The organism is Asaia siamensis (assembly GCF_014635085.1).
GTDB classification, from domain to species: Bacteria; Pseudomonadota; Alphaproteobacteria; order Acetobacterales; family Acetobacteraceae; genus Asaia; species Asaia siamensis.
The window spans coordinates 727,749-743,143 of record NZ_BMCH01000001.1 but is presented as its reverse complement, the minus strand read 5'-3'; the positions used below and the strand labels follow the sequence as shown (position 1 = coordinate 743,143).

The 15,395-nt window shown below is 60.5% G+C and carries 14 protein-coding genes; 4 read left to right on the top strand and 10 right to left on the bottom strand.

The genetic code is table 11. From position 1 onward, the window contains the following. The first annotated feature begins 200 nt into the window (after positions 1-200). Positions 201-1,541, top strand: coding sequence for a GntT/GntP/DsdX family permease (locus IEV53_RS03170; protein WP_188425286.1), 1,341 nt, complete (start codon positions 201-203; stop codon positions 1,539-1,541). A gap of 116 nt (positions 1,542-1,657) precedes the next feature. Here IEV53_RS03170 and IEV53_RS03165 read toward each other — a convergent pair whose 3' ends face one another. Next, positions 1,658-2,014 carry an MmcQ/YjbR family DNA-binding protein gene (locus IEV53_RS03165; RefSeq protein WP_188425285.1) on the bottom strand — a complete coding sequence of 119 codons (357 nt, stop codon included), beginning with the start codon at positions 2,012-2,014 and terminating at the stop codon, positions 1,658-1,660. Between the two features lie 122 nt (positions 2,015-2,136). Next, positions 2,137-3,048 (bottom strand): LysR family transcriptional regulator, encoded by a 912-nt coding sequence (locus tag IEV53_RS03160; RefSeq protein ID WP_188425284.1) that lies wholly within the window; start codon positions 3,046-3,048, stop codon positions 2,137-2,139. A 97-nt stretch (positions 3,049-3,145) separates the two neighbouring features. Here IEV53_RS03160 and IEV53_RS03155 point away from each other — a divergent pair, with 97 nt between their 5' ends. Together IEV53_RS03155 and IEV53_RS03150 are read left to right on the top strand one after the other, a co-directional pair. Continuing rightward, entirely contained in the window at positions 3,146-4,795 is a 1,650-nt protein-coding gene (locus tag IEV53_RS03155; RefSeq protein WP_188425283.1) for an alpha-keto acid decarboxylase family protein, read from the top strand. Between the two features lie 32 nt (positions 4,796-4,827). Then, on the top strand, positions 4,828-5,517 hold the full coding sequence (locus IEV53_RS03150; protein ID WP_229719507.1) for a YitT family protein: 690 nt from the start codon (positions 4,828-4,830) through the stop codon (positions 5,515-5,517). Positions 5,518-5,555: 38 nt separating this feature from the next. On the opposite strand, the gene IEV53_RS03145 is transcribed toward IEV53_RS03150, so the two are convergent. The 4 genes from IEV53_RS03145 to IEV53_RS03130 are packed head-to-tail and all read right to left on the bottom strand — an operon-like array spanning position 5,556 to position 9,639. Then, positions 5,556-6,149, bottom strand: coding sequence for a cysteine hydrolase family protein (locus IEV53_RS03145; protein WP_188425282.1), 594 nt, complete (start codon positions 6,147-6,149; stop codon positions 5,556-5,558). Then, positions 6,146-7,552 (bottom strand): ribosome biogenesis GTPase Der, encoded by a 1,407-nt coding sequence (gene der, locus IEV53_RS03140; RefSeq protein ID WP_188425281.1) that lies wholly within the window; start codon positions 7,550-7,552, stop codon positions 6,146-6,148. The genes IEV53_RS03145 and der overlap by 4 nt, the downstream gene beginning before the upstream one ends. 3 nt (positions 7,553-7,555) lie before the next feature. Continuing rightward, positions 7,556-8,947: a PQQ-binding-like beta-propeller repeat protein gene (locus IEV53_RS03135; RefSeq protein ID WP_229719506.1), complete on the bottom strand. Its 1,392-nt coding sequence runs from the start codon at positions 8,945-8,947 to the stop codon at positions 7,556-7,558. Further along, entirely contained in the window at positions 8,947-9,639 is a 693-nt protein-coding gene (locus IEV53_RS03130) for a tetratricopeptide repeat protein (protein WP_188425280.1), read from the bottom strand. The genes IEV53_RS03135 and IEV53_RS03130 overlap by 1 nt, the downstream gene beginning before the upstream one ends. A gap of 147 nt (positions 9,640-9,786) precedes the next feature. Here IEV53_RS03130 and bla point away from each other — a divergent pair, with 147 nt between their 5' ends. After that, positions 9,787-10,716, top strand: coding sequence for a class A beta-lactamase (gene bla, locus IEV53_RS03125; RefSeq protein WP_229719505.1), 930 nt, complete (start codon positions 9,787-9,789; stop codon positions 10,714-10,716). An 84-nt stretch (positions 10,717-10,800) separates the two neighbouring features. On the opposite strand, the gene IEV53_RS03120 is transcribed toward bla, so the two are convergent. From IEV53_RS03120 to IEV53_RS03105, 4 genes are read right to left on the bottom strand one after another with little or no spacing between them, the layout of a single operon-like run. Continuing rightward, the gene (locus IEV53_RS03120; protein WP_188425279.1) at positions 10,801-11,172 is read right to left on the bottom strand and encodes a hypothetical protein; all 372 of its coding nucleotides are present in this window, start codon (positions 11,170-11,172) and stop codon (positions 10,801-10,803) included. 55 nt (positions 11,173-11,227) lie between these two features. Then, positions 11,228-12,547 (bottom strand): dihydroorotase, encoded by a 1,320-nt coding sequence (locus tag IEV53_RS03115; RefSeq protein ID WP_188425278.1) that lies wholly within the window; start codon positions 12,545-12,547, stop codon positions 11,228-11,230. A gap of 10 nt (positions 12,548-12,557) precedes the next feature. Next, positions 12,558-14,318: an asparagine synthase (glutamine-hydrolyzing) gene (gene asnB, locus IEV53_RS03110; RefSeq protein ID WP_188425277.1), complete on the bottom strand. Its 1,761-nt coding sequence runs from the start codon at positions 14,316-14,318 to the stop codon at positions 12,558-12,560. A gap of 3 nt (positions 14,319-14,321) precedes the next feature. Further along, positions 14,322-15,392 (bottom strand): glycosyltransferase, encoded by a 1,071-nt coding sequence (locus tag IEV53_RS03105; RefSeq protein ID WP_229719504.1) that lies wholly within the window; start codon positions 15,390-15,392, stop codon positions 14,322-14,324. Positions 15,393-15,395: the final 3 nt, after the last annotated feature.

The following is a 15,395-nucleotide window of genomic DNA, read 5'->3' as shown; positions in this document are numbered from 1 at the left end:
ATAGTCCGGTTCAGGCCGGGGCGCCATGCCTGCCGACCATCGCGACTCGTTTCACGGCTTTCGGAAGGGTTGGATCGATCCAGATTTTTTTGGCGCCGGACCAGCCCTGACGCGGCTTGTAAGATTTCTGCCCAATATGTGAACATCAGACGCGTCTCAACACGTTGACAGAAATCCGTTTCCGGTCCCGAGATCACGCCATGTCTGCGCTATTTGCCATCTCCCTCGCCACGGCCGCGATCCTCGCGATCGTCGTTCTCATCGCCTATTTCAGGCTCAACCCCTTCATTGTCCTCTTCACGACCTCGCTGGCTCTGGCGCTTGCCGCCGGTATGCCTGCCGACAAGGTCGTCAAATCCTTCGAAGAGGGCGCTGGCCATGTTCTGGGCCATGTCGGCACCGTCATCGCGCTCGGCACCATGCTGGGCAAGATGCTGGCGGAGTCTGGCGGCGCAGACAGGATTGCCCTGACCATATCGAGTTGGGCCGGACGATCGCGCGTCGACTGGGCCATGATGGTCATTGGTCTGCTGATCGGTCTGCCGGTCTTCTTCGAAGTCGGCTTCGTGCTGCTGATCCCGCTCGCCTTCGTGCTTGCGGCGCGTACCGATACGCCGCTTTTGCGTGTTGCTCTGCCTATGGGCGCGGCTCTTTCCGTCACCCATGCCATGATCCCGCCCCACCCGGCGACGCTGTTGGCGCTCTCGGCCTATCACGCCAATACGGGCCACACGATCTTTCTCGGCATCCTGATCGGCACGCCGATCGCGATTATTGCAGGGCCGCTTTATGCCCGGTTCATCGCGCCGCGTGTTCCCCTGACCGAGGAAAACCCGCTGGCGGAGCAATTCGTCAATCGCGAACCGCCGAAGAACATGCCCGGTTTTGGCATCACAGTTTTCACGATTCTCTCACCCGTGGTTCTGATGCTGATCGCCTCGATTGCCGATCGCGTTTCCGCCCCCGGTACGAGCCTCAACACGGCGCTGCATTTCGTGGGCAATACCGATATCGCCCTGGTTCTGGCCGTCATTCTCTCCTTCTATGTGCTGGGTCTCGCCCGCGGCTTCTCGCGCGACACCATTCTGAAGTTCACCAATGAGTGCCTTGGCCCGACCGCGCTTATCATGCTGCTGGTCGGCGCGGGCGGCGGCTTCGGGCGTGAGCTGGTCGATAGCGGTGTGTCCAAGGTCATCACCGACACGGCACTGGACTTCAATGTGCCCATTCTGGTGCTGGGCTGGCTTCTGGCCGTCATCGTTCGCGTTGCCTGCGGTTCTGCCACGGTTGCCATGAGCACGGCATCGAGCATCGCAGGTCCCATCCTGCTCAAGAGCCACGGCGTCTCGCCTGAGCTCATGGTGCTCGTCACCGGCGCCGGATCGGTCGCTTTCGGCCCGATGAACGATGCAGGCTTCTGGCAGATCAAGGAATATCTGGGCCTGACCGTGCCCCAGACCATCAAGACCTGGTGCGTTATCGAAACCCTGATTGCCTTCCTCGGCCTCGGCTTCTGCCTGATGGCTTCAATGGTGATCTGACGGATCATCCTGCTCACTGGCATGCGCCCTCACAGCGAGGGGCATGCCAGTCTTGTAAGCTAGCCGACACAACAACTGCATCAGAACGCGACGCGTCCCAGCTGGGAACGCGCGAGTTACCGTGTCAGCTCGAAACTATGATCGATAAGATCGAACAGCGTTTCTCGCTTGACCCTGCCGTCGAGCAGGACACTCAGCCAATGGGTCTTGTTCATGTGATAAGCAGGCCGGTATCCGGGCTGGGTTCTCAGATCATCCACTTTCATGGGCGGAGATTTGACGTCGATTAGGTCACACTCCCCTTCTCCCTCGAGACCGAGCCGGTCTTTGGCGACAGTCATAAGCAGACAGAACCATTTCTCGTCCCCCGGATGACGGAAAACTGCATAATCAGGATATTGCGCGAAAGTATAATCGGGGCCGATACCGTAACGGCGCTGAACGTAGTCCTGTATTTCCGATCTTTTGATCATGTTCTTTTTCTTTCTGAGAGCAAAAACCTTCCTGAATGAAGCGTGCTGACGAAATTTCAGGCGCTCGCTTCAGACAAGATCAATAACGCAGACGTTCGATATCCGATGCAGGACTGCTCCCGTCAGGCGAGGATGGATCGGGTGAAATGATCCAGGCAGACAGACCGCCACGCCTCGCCTGCAGGTGACAGAACATGGTCGCGACGCGTTGCGAGGGCAAGTTCGAACCCCATGGTCGGTGCCAGCAGATGCAGCGCGTTAAGACCCTCCATCCAGCTTCCACGACACAGGGCGGAGGGCACGATTCCAAGACCCACACCGGCCCGCACCATGGCCATCAGAAGATAGATATCCCCTGTGCGCCCCGCTGCTCTGGGCACGGCACCATGCTCTGCATAGGCCTGGGCGATGAAGCTGTTGATCTTGAAGTCTTCCCTGAGCAGCACGACGCGCTCTTGCAGGATATCAGCCAGACAGCAGCTTTTGCTGTCGCTCAGGCGATGCTGGTCCGGTACCACGAGACTGAGATGATCCCGCCCGAGTGGGTAGAGGTGCAGATCCTTCTCGCCAATCGGAAGGATGAGCGCTGCAATTTCGGTCTGACCTCCGCGCAATCGGGGAATCAGCCTGTCCGATGGGCATTCGTCGATCTCGAGCATTACCCCTGGATACTGACTGCAGAAACTCTCGATGATCGCCGGAAAACAGATTGATGAGATGGCGGGGGGCACTGTCACGCGCAAAGGGCCTTCGAGGCTCTTCCTGTCAGCCGCAAGCATCTCGCGCAGCGCGATTTCGTCACGCAGAGTGCGCTCGGCATAGCGGCGAAATATCTCGCCCTTTTCGGTCAGAAGTACCGCTTTCTTGCTGCGTATGATCAGCCTTGTTCCGAGCTTGGCTTCGAGTGCCTGAATGCTCTGGCTGATGGAAGGCTGACTGATGTTCAGGGCCTCACTGGCTTTCACGAAGCCTCCCTGACTGACGACGCTCAAAAAATGATTGAGTTCACGAAAGGTGATCTGGGGCTGGATCATAGTCAATCACCTATCTTCTCTATCAAAAGATCATATTATCTTATGTGTTGTCTTTTCGGTAGAGCCTTGGAAATTCAACCGATGGAGGGTTTCCGAGATGAGTTCGACCGTCATTGAGCATCTACTGGATAGACTTGCAGCCCTCGGCATAGACCATGTGTTTGGCGTTGCCGGCGATTACGCTTTCCCGATCGAAGATGCTGTCTGTGCCCGCGACGACATGCGCTGGGTCGGCAGCTGCAACGAACTCAACGCTGCTTACAGCGCCGATGGCTACGCGCGCATGAAGGGCATGGCCGCGCTCAGCACGACCTATGGCGTTGGCGAATTGAGCGCCCTCAACGGCATCGCAGGCGCTTTTGCCGAGCATCTGCCGCTTATCCATATCGTCGGCATGCCTGCCTCTGCGGTCATGACATCGGACCGCCTGGTGCATCACTCGCTCGGCAACGGGACATTCATGGCGTTTTATGAGGCCTGTGCGGCCTTCACCTGCGCCCGCGCCATTCTCACCCCGGAAAACTGCGTCGACGAAATCGACAAGGCGCTTGCAGCACTCAAGACCCACCGTCGCCCGATCTATTTCGGCATCCCTTCAGATCATGCCGGAGCCGAGGCGAAACCAGCTACGCCCGTGCCTGTTGCAGTACCGGCGAGAGACGACGCGAGACTTGCGTTAGTCGTCGAGCGCATCACAGCGAAATTGCAGGCCAGTTCACAGAGCTGCATCCTGCCCGGTAATCTCTGCGACCGCTTCGGCGCACTGGCTCTGGCGCGTGAGTTTATCAGGCAATCCGGCCTGCCCCATGCCACGATGTTTGCGGATAAGGGGATGGCCCTCGAATCCTCCCCCCTCTATCTGGGGCTGTATTACGGCCATCTGCTTCACGAGAACATCGCGTCTTTCGTCGAGGCAAGCGAGGTCATCCTCGGTATCGGCGTCCAGCTTTCGGATTTCAACACGGGTGCCTTCACCGCACGACTGCCTGAAGAACGTCTCATCAACATCCTGCCCGACCATGTCGTGATCGGTGGGGAACGTATCGACGGCGTTGCCATGGCTGATATTCTTCAGGGGCTTATCGCTGCCTGCACGAACCTGCCCCGCTTCGGCGGCACCGTACCACATCAGAAACTTCCTGAAGCGTCAGACGGCGCGGCGCTCTCTTCAGGAACGCTCTATCACGATATCCAGACCTTGCTGCAACCCAGCGACATCGTCGCGGCAGAGACAGGCAATGCCTCCATGGGCCTGTCTGAAATCCGTCTGCCGGATGGCTGCGCCTATCACAACCAGACACTCTGGGGGTCGATAGGCTGGGCTACTCCCGCCGCTTTCGGCATGGCCATGGCCGAGCCCGACAGACGGGTCGTGCTCGTGACCGGTGAAGGCTCGCATCAGCTCACCACACAGGAACTGAGCCAGTTCGCCCGGTTCGGCCGCAAGCCGGTTGTGCTCATCATCAACAATGACGGCTATCTCATCGAACGCCTGCTCTGCGCAGATGGCGAAACCTATTACAACGACCTCGCCCAATGGCGTTACAGCCTGCTGCCAGAGGCGTTCGGTTGTCATGACTGGGTTGTCAGCTCGGTCAGCACGCGTGAAGCCCTTCTGGCAGCTTTCGAGGCCTGCAATACCGACACGCATCGTGCGCATTTCATCGAAATCAAAATGAAGCGCTACGACGCCGCTCCCGTCGCCATGGCGCTGCATGGTGCCATCGACACACTCTACGACAGCTGAGCCAACCACCAATCAGACGGATTGACCCTGCCATGCCCCCTGTGCCGCTCGAAACAGCCGACACACTGATGCTTGATGACGCACCTGACGCCAGCGTAGCAGAGGAAACAGCAACGCCCTACGCGCCAGGGCTGCGTCACACCCTGGCTGAAGATGTCTACGCCTTTCTGATTGGCTGCTCGCTTATCGTCATGGGGCTGGTCTGTCTGCACAAGGCAGGGCTGGTGACGGGCGGCATGGCCGGCATTGCGCTGCTTCTGTCCTATCTCGTTCCGGTATCGCCGGGGATGTTGTTCACGCTCATCAACATTCCCTTCCTTGCCTTCGCGCTGCGTGCCATGAGTCCCGGCTTTGCCGTCAGGACCATGATCGCCAGTTGCGGCGTGACGTTTTTCGCAGGGCTGATGCCACGCGTCATTACGGTATCAGAAATCGACCCTCTGTTTTCTGCGCTCTTTGCAGGCACCATCATCGGGTTGGGTATTCTCTGCCTGGCACGCCATCAGGCGGGGGTGGGAGGCACCGGCATCGTCACGCTATGGCTTCAGAAAACGCGTGGCATCAATGCAGGGCGCGTGCAGATCTCGATCGATATCGTCATCATGGCAATCTCGGCGCTGTTCCTGCCAGCGCACAAGATCCTGCTCTCGCTGCTGAGCGCCGCTGCCACAAGCGGGATCCTGATCGTCTATCACCGCCCGGGTCGCTATATCGGGCACTGAAACAAAAAAGGGGGCCGAAGCCCCCCTTTGCGCATCGATCAGGAAAGCGTTTCGAGAAACGCCTCTGAAGTCATCGGATGGGAAAACATGGGGTAGGTATAAGCAATGGCGGCCTCATGCTGCGCCTGAGACAGCGTGGCGGTGCAATCTGTAAGGGTTACAACGTCATAGCCACGCTCATAGGCGCTGCGCATTGTCGATTCGACACAGCAATCAGTCAGTAGCCCACCCAAGGCAATGCGCGTGATTCCGTTCTGGCGCAGGACAAAATCAAGATTGGTGCTGGCAAAGCCGCAAAGGCCGCGCTTACCAGCGATTACGATATCGCTCTCATGGGGCTTCAGACTGTCGACAATCTGCGCGCCCCAGCTACCGAGACGAAAGGCATTTGTCGCCTTGACCCCGGCCAGAATACCATAGGGCGCCGCCGAGAGTTCAGGATATCCTGACGCAAACTCAATCGGGACCCAGATAATCCTGACGCCCTTGTCACGCGCTTCTTTTACCAGCGCTTCAGTATGCGCCAGCATGTTGGTCCGGTTCAACTCGCTGCGCACGCCCTCATGCAGGGCGCCTCCCTCTGAAAGGAAGTCGTTCTGATATTCAATCAGGACAAGCGCGGACTGACTCATGACTTGTTCTCTGCATAGGGGTTTTTCGTGCCACGCAGCTGCAGACGGATAGGCGTTCCCGGCAGGTGGAACGTCTCGCGCAGCCCGTTCACCAGATAGCGCTTATAGGCGTCGGGCAACATCTCGGCACGCGTGCCGAAAAGGATGAATGTCGGCGGACGCGACTTCGCCTGCGTCATGTAGCGCAGCTTGAGGCGGCGCCCATCCACCAGAGGCGGCTGATGACGCTCGAGTGCGCCTTCGAACCAGCGATTGAGTTCGCCTGTCGTGACACGGCTGTTCCAGACCTCATGTGCGCGACGCACGGCGGGAAGGAGCTTGTTCACCCCTGCCCCGGTCAGCGCAGAGAATGTCACGACGGGGATGCCGCGCATCTGGGCAAGCGATGTCTCGATACGATCGGCAATGGCCTGACGCGTGGCGGCGCGATCTTCGACCGCATCCCATTTGTTCAGTGCCAGCACGCAGGCGCGGCCTTCTCGTTCAATCAGGCGGGCAATTTGCAGATCCTGCTCATGCACACCGAGCGTGGCATCGAGCGTAAGAACAACGACCTCGGCCATCTTCAGGGCCTCGATCGAGGCTGAAACCGACATGCGCTCGAGATCCTGCTCGATACGGGCCTTGCGACGCAGGCCAGCCGTATCGACAAGCTGGATCGGCCCGATTTCGTCATGCAGCGACACGGCAATCGAATCGCGCGTCAGACCCGGCTCCGGCCCGGTGATCATGCGCTCTTCGCCAAGCAGGCAGTTCAGGAGCGTCGACTTGCCTGCGTTCGGGCGACCAACGATCGCCAGACGCAGAGGTCCTGCCGGACGCTCTTCGATCTCTTCGCTTTCGTCTTCCACGGGCTTGCTGCGCGAGCGCGTCTTGATCCGCACACGCTCGCCCTCGGGCAGGCGGTCGGCAATCTCGCCCATGAGATGGGCAATCCCCTCACCATGTTCGGCCGAGAGCGCCAGAGGCGTCCCCAGACCGAGCGAATAGGCCTCGATCACCTCATTGGTGGCTGCCGAACCTTCGGCCTTGTTGGCCAGAAGCAGGACAGGCTTGTTCTGCTTGCGCAGCCAGGCCGCGAAATGCTTGTCGGCAGGCGTCACACCGGCGCGCGCATCGATGCAGAACAGCACCAGATCGGCCTGCGCCACGGCAGATTCAGATGACGCACGCATACGCCCGTAAAGCGTATCGGGCGCGGCCTCTTCGAGACCAGCGGTATCGATCAGTCGGACCTTGCGCCCGCGAAGGAGCGCCTCTCCTTCCTTGCGATCGCGCGTTACGCCCGGCATGTCAGACACGATGGCCTGACGACGCCCTACCAGCCGGTTGAAGAGAGTCGATTTGCCGACATTGGGACGCCCGGCAATAACGACGAGCGGAAGGGAGAGAGAGTCAGTCACGGATTAACCATATGCGTTCAGATTGCCATCCGTAGACAGCACAAGCACCTTGCCGTCACAGATGATGGGTTCGACCAGCGTAGGCAGCTTGGTCTTGAGAGGGGCATCGGCCTTGCCGGTCACGGCGTCAACAACCTGCAGTCCGGTCTCTTCAAGCGACGAAACGCAAACCAGCTTGCCATCGCCCATGACCGGGCCAAGCCAGGTCACGGCGTATTTCTGCTTGGTCTCGTTCTTGAAGCGGCGCAGGTCATGAATCCAGCGCACATGGCCAGACAGACGATCAAGGCAGGCAAGCTGCTGATCGGACGAGATGATATAGAGCCAGTCACCCACGATCAGTGGCGTGTTCTGACCGCTGGCTTCGCGCTCCCACAGGCGACGGCCGGAGCGCATGTCGATGGCGACAAGCACCTTCGAGAGCGAAATTGCGTAAGCCGTGCCGTCCTTGACGACCGGCGCCCCGCGGACGCAGGCCAGATCGAGCATGGCACCACGACCATTGGAGCCGCCGAGCGAATCGCTCCAGACCAGTTCGCCCGATTCGGCACGCAGCGCCACGAGATCGCCACTGCCGAATCCGGCCACGACGACGCCATTCGCAACGGCAGGGGCGGCCTGACCGAAGATGACCGTATCGGCTTCAGTTGCCTGATAGGTCCAGATCTGTTCGCCGGTCTCGGCATTGAGCGCGAATAGACGCTCGTCGATGGTGCCGAAGAAGACGCGCCCATCAACGATCGTCGGCGCCGAACGCCCGGGCACCACTGTCTCGGCACGCCATTTGACCTTACCCGTCTCGGCAACGACGGCAATCACCTGACCGACGCCGTCAACGATATAGAGCGTATCCCCGGACACACCCAGACCGCCGCCGATATCGCTCGAACGCGACTTGCTGCCCTTGGGGATGAACGTCCAGAGCGGGCTCATGGCAGGCCAGGTCCAGGCACGCACGGTGCCGACACCGTCACGGGTATAGATGCGGCCTGCATCAATGACCGGCGGCGACTGGATGGCACCACGTCCGTTCGGACCAAGTGCTGCAAAATGCAGGAAAGCAGGCTCGGACACGCCATGGCCGATGGAACGCGACCAGGCGAGATGCGGCCCGGCCCAGTTCGTGTTGACCGAAAGATGGTCAGGCACACGCCCTACGACAGGATAGGCAGCGACAGGCTGTGCCGGCGGCAGAACGATCGGCGTATGATCTTCCTCGTCGATCACCAGACCGGCGCCGGTGGACAACACGTCATAGCGCTTGCCTGCCAGAACGGGCTTGGGATCATCTTTGAAAATGCCGCAGCCGGAGAGCAGGGCCGTGCCTGCCAGAGCCGAGCCCAGAAAAAAGCGACGGCCGGGCGCACGCACCATGGTCTTGTTCTCGATAGGCATCAGCCGGCTCCGCCAAAGGTTTGCAGAAGAATGGAAGCGCGCTGTCTGACACCGTCAGGCGCATCGGGAGACTGGGCAAGGCCCAGCAGAAGGCTATGGGCTTCGTCACGCTGCTTGGGAGTCGCATCGGCGCGCAGATCAAGCGCGACGAGGCTCTCCTGAGCGAAGGCGCGCCAGGGGCCCGTATTGGCGGCAAGGAGTTCGAGCTGCTTGCGCGTCTCGGTCACATCGGCATCGTTGATATGGCTGTTGAGCAGAAGCAGACGGGCCAGTGCCTTGAGAGACGGATTGGCGTCCTGCGTATCGATCACGCCCTGCCACGCCTTTCTGGCGCCTGCCATATCGCCTTTCTGAGCAAGAAGCTGTGCCAGCCTAAGAGCAGAAAAGCTACGTGTCGCACCGGGCGCAGTCGAGGCGAGATCGGCCAGAATCGCCTGATTCTGTTTTTCGGATTGGGCGCGCAGGGTCGCATCCGGCTGAGGCGCCTGGAGCGCCTCTATCGCCGTGAAATAGCGCCGCGAAGCCTCTGCCTGGGCCTGATGATGGCGATGGATCTGCCACTGCCATCCACCGACGCCAATCAATGCGATCAGTGCCGCACCGATCGCTACACCTCCGAAACGCCGGGCGGTAGCGCGCAGCTCAGCTGCACGCATTTCCGCCTGGGCCTGACTGAAAAACTCGTCTGCCACCGTGATCCTCTTGCGACACTATCGCGGCGAGCATACAGACGCCGCGACAATGCGGCAAATCGCTTTGTCATTATGCTGTCGCATCGGTCAAACTTCGGCCACAAGCACTCCTTACAGAGACCTTTTGTCACAGGAGAGACACCTTCCATGCGTTCAGCGCCCGGTATGAAGATGGCGAGACGACGTTTTCTCGTCAGCCTTCCCCTGATCGGGATCACCACCCGCAGCGCCTTCGCAGCCGACGCGGCCGCAGTTCCCCCGCCGGACGCACAGCGTGATGCGCTCGCCGTTATCGCGCGACGCTTCGAGAAAGAGTCAGGCGGTCGCATTGGTGCTCATCTCTTCTGCCCGGAGACCGGCGCCGCCCTGTCATGGCGTGGCGAAGAACGCTTTCTGATGTGCAGCAGCTTCAAGGCGTCGCTGGTTGCCTGCGTTCTCGAACGCTGCGACAGAGATGTCGATGACCTGACTCATCGACTGGCTTTCGTCGATTCCGACTTCAAGGACAACTGGGCACCAGTTGCCCGCGCAAACCGGGATGCGGGCAGTCTCAGCATCGCGGCGCTTTGTGCCGGCGCTGTCACCATGAGCGACAACATCTGTGCCAATATGCTGCTGCGCCATATCGGCGGGCCAGCCGTGCTGACCCGTTTCTGGCGTGAGAGCGGCGATGATGTGACCCGTCTCGATGCGTTCGAGCCCGAACTCAATCGTCCCTCCGCCGACCCGCAGGCCAACACCACAAGCCCTGTTGCCATGGCGCGCACCCTGCACCGGCTGATCCATGGCACGCTGCTGCACCCCCATTCCGCAGCGCTTCTGCGCGGATGGATGATCAGCTGCACGACCGGAACCCATCGTCTGCGCGCGGGGCTTCCACCACACTGGGTCGCCGGAGACAAGACCGGTAATAACGGCAAGGATATCAGCGCCGATATCGCTTTTGCCGCACCCGAAGGCCAAGCAGGCAAATCGGTCATCATGACCGCCTATACGGCGGGCGGTACACCGGATGAAACGCGGTTTCGCAAGGTGTTTCGTGACATTGGCGCCCTGGCGCCCCAGCTTGTCGGCTGAACGCGAAAAGGGTGGGGTTGCCCCCACCCTTTCACAAAACTCTCAATGACCCAGCCTTGCGGCTTCGGTCCTGGCTGACAGCACTCAGTGCTTGGCAAGTTTCTTGCCAGCCGTCGTCAGCTCGGCAGATATATGACTGAAATTGGCGGCAATACGCTGCTGCACCCCAGTGCTGACCGCGTGGATCTTGGCAATACGATCGCGCGCATCTTCGCTGATTGCCTGCTCTTCCTTCTGGGCCGCTGACGCTACGCAGCTGTTATAGGCGCGCGCCTCCTTCTCATAGGCCTGAAACTTGTCGACACTCGCATTGTAATGCGCCGTATCGGTCGCAGTGATTGCCGGAGCGGAAGGCTCCTGTCCGCATTTGGCACGCGGGTCAGCAAGCGCCGAGGAGACGCTTATGCTGGCACAGGCAAACGAGGCGGAAAGAAGCGAGAGAACGATGCGTTTCATGATCGAGCGGGCTGCCGGTTACGGATGAAGAACTGAAGAGGTATTTGCACAGTAATTACGGCGCAAATCGGGCCAAACGACCGATCGGCTTTGTGACGATTTCATCGTCTCGCATGACGATCGTCCCACGCACGATGGTACCGACCGGCCAGCCGGTTACGCGCTTGCCGTCGAATGGTGTCCAGCCAACGGGGCTTGCAATCCAGTCATTGCGGATTTCACGCTGTGCCTTCAGATCGACCAGGGTGAAATCGGCGTCAAAGCCGACCGCCAGACGCCCCTTGGTCTGCAATCCGTAGATACGCGCAGGCCCTGCGGCCATGAGATCGACCAGACGAGTCAGGCTCAGGCGCCCGGCATTCACATGGTCGAGCATCACGGGCAGAATCGTCTGCACACCCGTCAGCCCCGCCGGGCACAGAGGCCAGGGCTTTTCCTTCGCCTCGCGAGGATGGGGCGCATGATCGGAGGAAACCACATCGACGCGCCCGTCACGCACAGCCGCCCAGCAGGCGTCATAATGACGCTGGTCACGAATGGGCGGGTTCATGACCGCATAGGCGCCGAGCGTCTCATAGCATTCCGGCCCAACCTGGGTGAGATGATTGACCAGAACCTCGACGCTGACATGAGAGCGATGCGCTGCCAACCAGTCGAGCTCCTCAGCGGTCGAGGTATGCAGGATATGCACCAGTCGGCCAGTCTTGCGGGCGAGTGCCGTGATACGCCGCGTACCAAGAAAGGCGCATTCTTCATCGCGCCAGATCATGTGGTTCACATGCGGCATGCCGGTCTCGAAAAGCGGCTTGCGTGCCTGAAGGCGATATTCATCTTCCGAATGGAAAGCCACGCGGCGATGCCCGCTGCGAAGCACCGCCTCAATGCCCTCGTCATCCTCGATCATTAGATCGCCGGTCGATGACCCGGCAAAGACCTTGATCGCGCACACGCCTTCTTCCTGCTCCAGCGCGGCCAGTTGCGGCGTGTTGGCGCGTGTGGCACCGACATAGAGCCCCATATCGATCAGGGCATTCTCGGCTACCGTGCGTCGCTTGTCGGCAATGGTTTCGGCAGAGGTAATCGAGGGCGAGGTGTTCGGCATATCGAACACCATGGTGATACCACCCAGCGCTGCGGCGCGTGTGCCGGTGGCAATGGATTCGATGGCGGCATTGCCCGGATCACGCAGATGGACATGCGCATCGATCATGCCGGGCAGAACATGAAGCCCTGTCGCGTCAATCTCTTGGGCGGCGCTATCCTCGGCGGTGACGGAAAGGCTCGCGATGCGGCCCTCTTTCACACCGAGATCGGCTTGCGCCTCTCCCCAGGGAAAAACACAGGTGCCGTGCCTGATGATCAGATCGTAATGCATGGTTTTCTCCTCAGTTCCGGGAGCCGGTGCCCGAATAGGCAAGGGTTTCGAAAACATCGCCTTCGAAAGACCCGGTCTCGATGTGGATGCGGTGCCAAAGGGCATAAAACAACAGCGCCCAGGCCGCATGGCGCTCGCGCCGACCCGCAGCACGGGTGAAAAGCGCCTTGATGGTTTCAGGAGCAATAAGCCCCTTGAATGCGGCACTATCTGCCACGAGCGGCCCCAGGCGGGCGCCCTGCGCCGCGATCCATTCCCCGACCGGCACGGTGAAGCCCTGCTTGGGCGCAAAGGGCGTTGCACCCGGCACGTTCTTCTCAACCCAGCGCCGCAGCAGATACTTGCCGTGCTTGCCCTGAACCTTCAACGAATCAGGCAGAGACCATGCCACCGCCGAAACAGCCGGATCCAGCAGCGGGGTGCGCCCCTCTATGGCATGCGCCATCAGGCAGCGATCGAGCTTGATCAGCAGATCATTGGGCAGCCATTCGCGCAGATCGAGCGCCTGCACGCTGCGCAGGCGGGTCTCCTCGTATTGTGGTGCAAAGGCCTCACGCCACTTTCTGCCAGTGGCAAGCGGGCAGATCCCGTCCATCATTCCACGACGCCAGGGCAGACGCCCGCCACGCCACCACGGGCGCATGGCGCGCCGATAGCGGCCATAACCGCCGAATAACTCGTCACCCCCCTCACCGCTGAGAATGACCGTCACGTCCTTGCGCGCCTCGCGCGCCAGAAACCAGCTGGGAATGATCGCATAATCGGCAACCGGATCATCCAGGCAGGCAACAATCTGCGGCAGATGGCGCCAGACCATCGCCTCCGTTACCGTCAGGACATGATGCTGCGCGCCGAGTGTACGAGCGAGTTCCGCGGCCTGAGCGCTCTCATCGATGGCACCCGTATCGAAACGCGCTGTCCAGGCCAGAGGCGCGCCATTCCCCAGACGGGTCATGGCGGCGAGGACCGCGCTGCTATCGATGCCGCCGGAAAGAAACATGCCAAATGGCACGTCAGCGCGCTCATGCGCCTGAACACTGTCCATGAGCGCCGCATCAAGACGGGCGAGCGCGGTTTCTTCAGTGAGGCTTTTGTCGATGTTACCGTGAAAGGCGGGCTGCTTCTTTGCCTGGTCGAGCCTCCCATCAACAAAGCGCAAGGTCTCACCGGGGAGCACACGCATGATACCGGGATAGATCGTCTCACGCCCAGCAACGAATTGCGCCTGCAAAAGCTGATCGCGCGCCTCGGGGCGAATGCGTCGCGGCAACAGATCGGTCGCCAGCAGCACCTGCGGCTCGGAGGCGAAAATCACTCCGCTCTCAACCTGGGCATAATAAAGGGGCTTGATACCGAACGGGTCACGGCTGAGGGCTATAACTGTCTGCGGGCCGCTCCCGTCGAGCAGGGCGATGGCATACATGCCGCGCAACTCAAACGTGTATTGCGTGTCGGAGAGCGGCCAGAGAAAGAGCGGAGACTCGCAATCGCTTCCCGTCTTGAATGGCTCATCGGCCAGTGTCTGGCGCAAGGCAGGATCATTATAGATCTCGCCATTGGCAACGAGGGCCGTCGCCCCCTGAATAAGTGGCTGCGCACCCCCCTCAAGATCGACGATCGACAGACGTCGATGCACCAGAGCGGCAGACCCGGTCTCGTAAAACCCTTCGCCATCAGGCCCGCGATGACGCAATGCCTGCGCCATACGCTTCAGAAGGACCGGGTCTGGCTTGTGGCCGGGTAGACAGGCAATGCCTGCAATGCCGCACATTGCCTAGCGCGCTCCGCTCTGACGGGCAGCCATGGCGGAAAGAAATTCATCCCAGCGCGCCAGAACCGTTGGTGCAGAGAACTCCCGCTCGAAACGCAGCCGCCCGTTATGGGCAAGGCGCGTGGCGAGTTCCGGTGTCTCCAGAACGCGCCCTATTGCTTCGGCCAATGCCTGCGGGTCTTCCACCGGCGACAACAGGCCGTCTTCCGTACCTGACAGCACTTCCTCCGGCCCCTGAATGGCACTGGCCACAACCGGGCGCGCGGCCGAGAGCGCCTCGATCACCACATTCCCCAAAGGCTCGATGCGTGACGGACAGACCAGAAGATCGCAGGCCTTCAGCCAGGCCCCACTATCCTGCACCCAGCCAGGCATATGCACACGATCAGATACACCCTCACCTGCAGCGAGTGCCGTCAGGGCCTCGCGTTCGGGCCCCTCACCTGCGATGACCAGATGAATGCCGGGCAGGCCCTTCATGGCCCGTATGAGCACATCGAAGGCCTTGTTGCGATGTAGGCGCCCAAGCGCCAGAAGGAATTTCTGCCCCTCTGCCACGCAGGATGGGCGCTCAGGTGCCACGCCTGCCAGATCCGTCGCGAAATTGGGCAGATAATGCACATGATCAGCTGGCCAGCCCTCGGCGATCATCCAGCTTGCGAGCCCTCTCGTATTACCGATGAGGTCGGAACAGCGCTGGTAATTGGCCAGATCGTAATACCCGCCCAGACGGCCTGCCATTGGCCAGGGGCCTTTGGGCAGCATGCGGGCAGCGCGGCTCATCCAGGCAATCACGACCTGCGGCGCGAATTGCGTAAGGCTTCGACGCAAACGTGGCGTTGTCATGAAATCGAGGCGCCCGCCAAAACGAAGGGCCTCTGTCCTGACGCCCTTCGCGGTCAAACGGGCTTCGCGGGCAGGATCACGACGCAGAATGGCCCGTACATCATGGCCCGATTCATGCTGCGCCATGCAAAGACGCTCATAGAACAGTTCGGCGCCGCCGCTCGGCGCTCCGGCCATGACATGGGCGATACGCAGCGGAGAAGACGGAAGAAGACGCGTCTGGCTCATGGC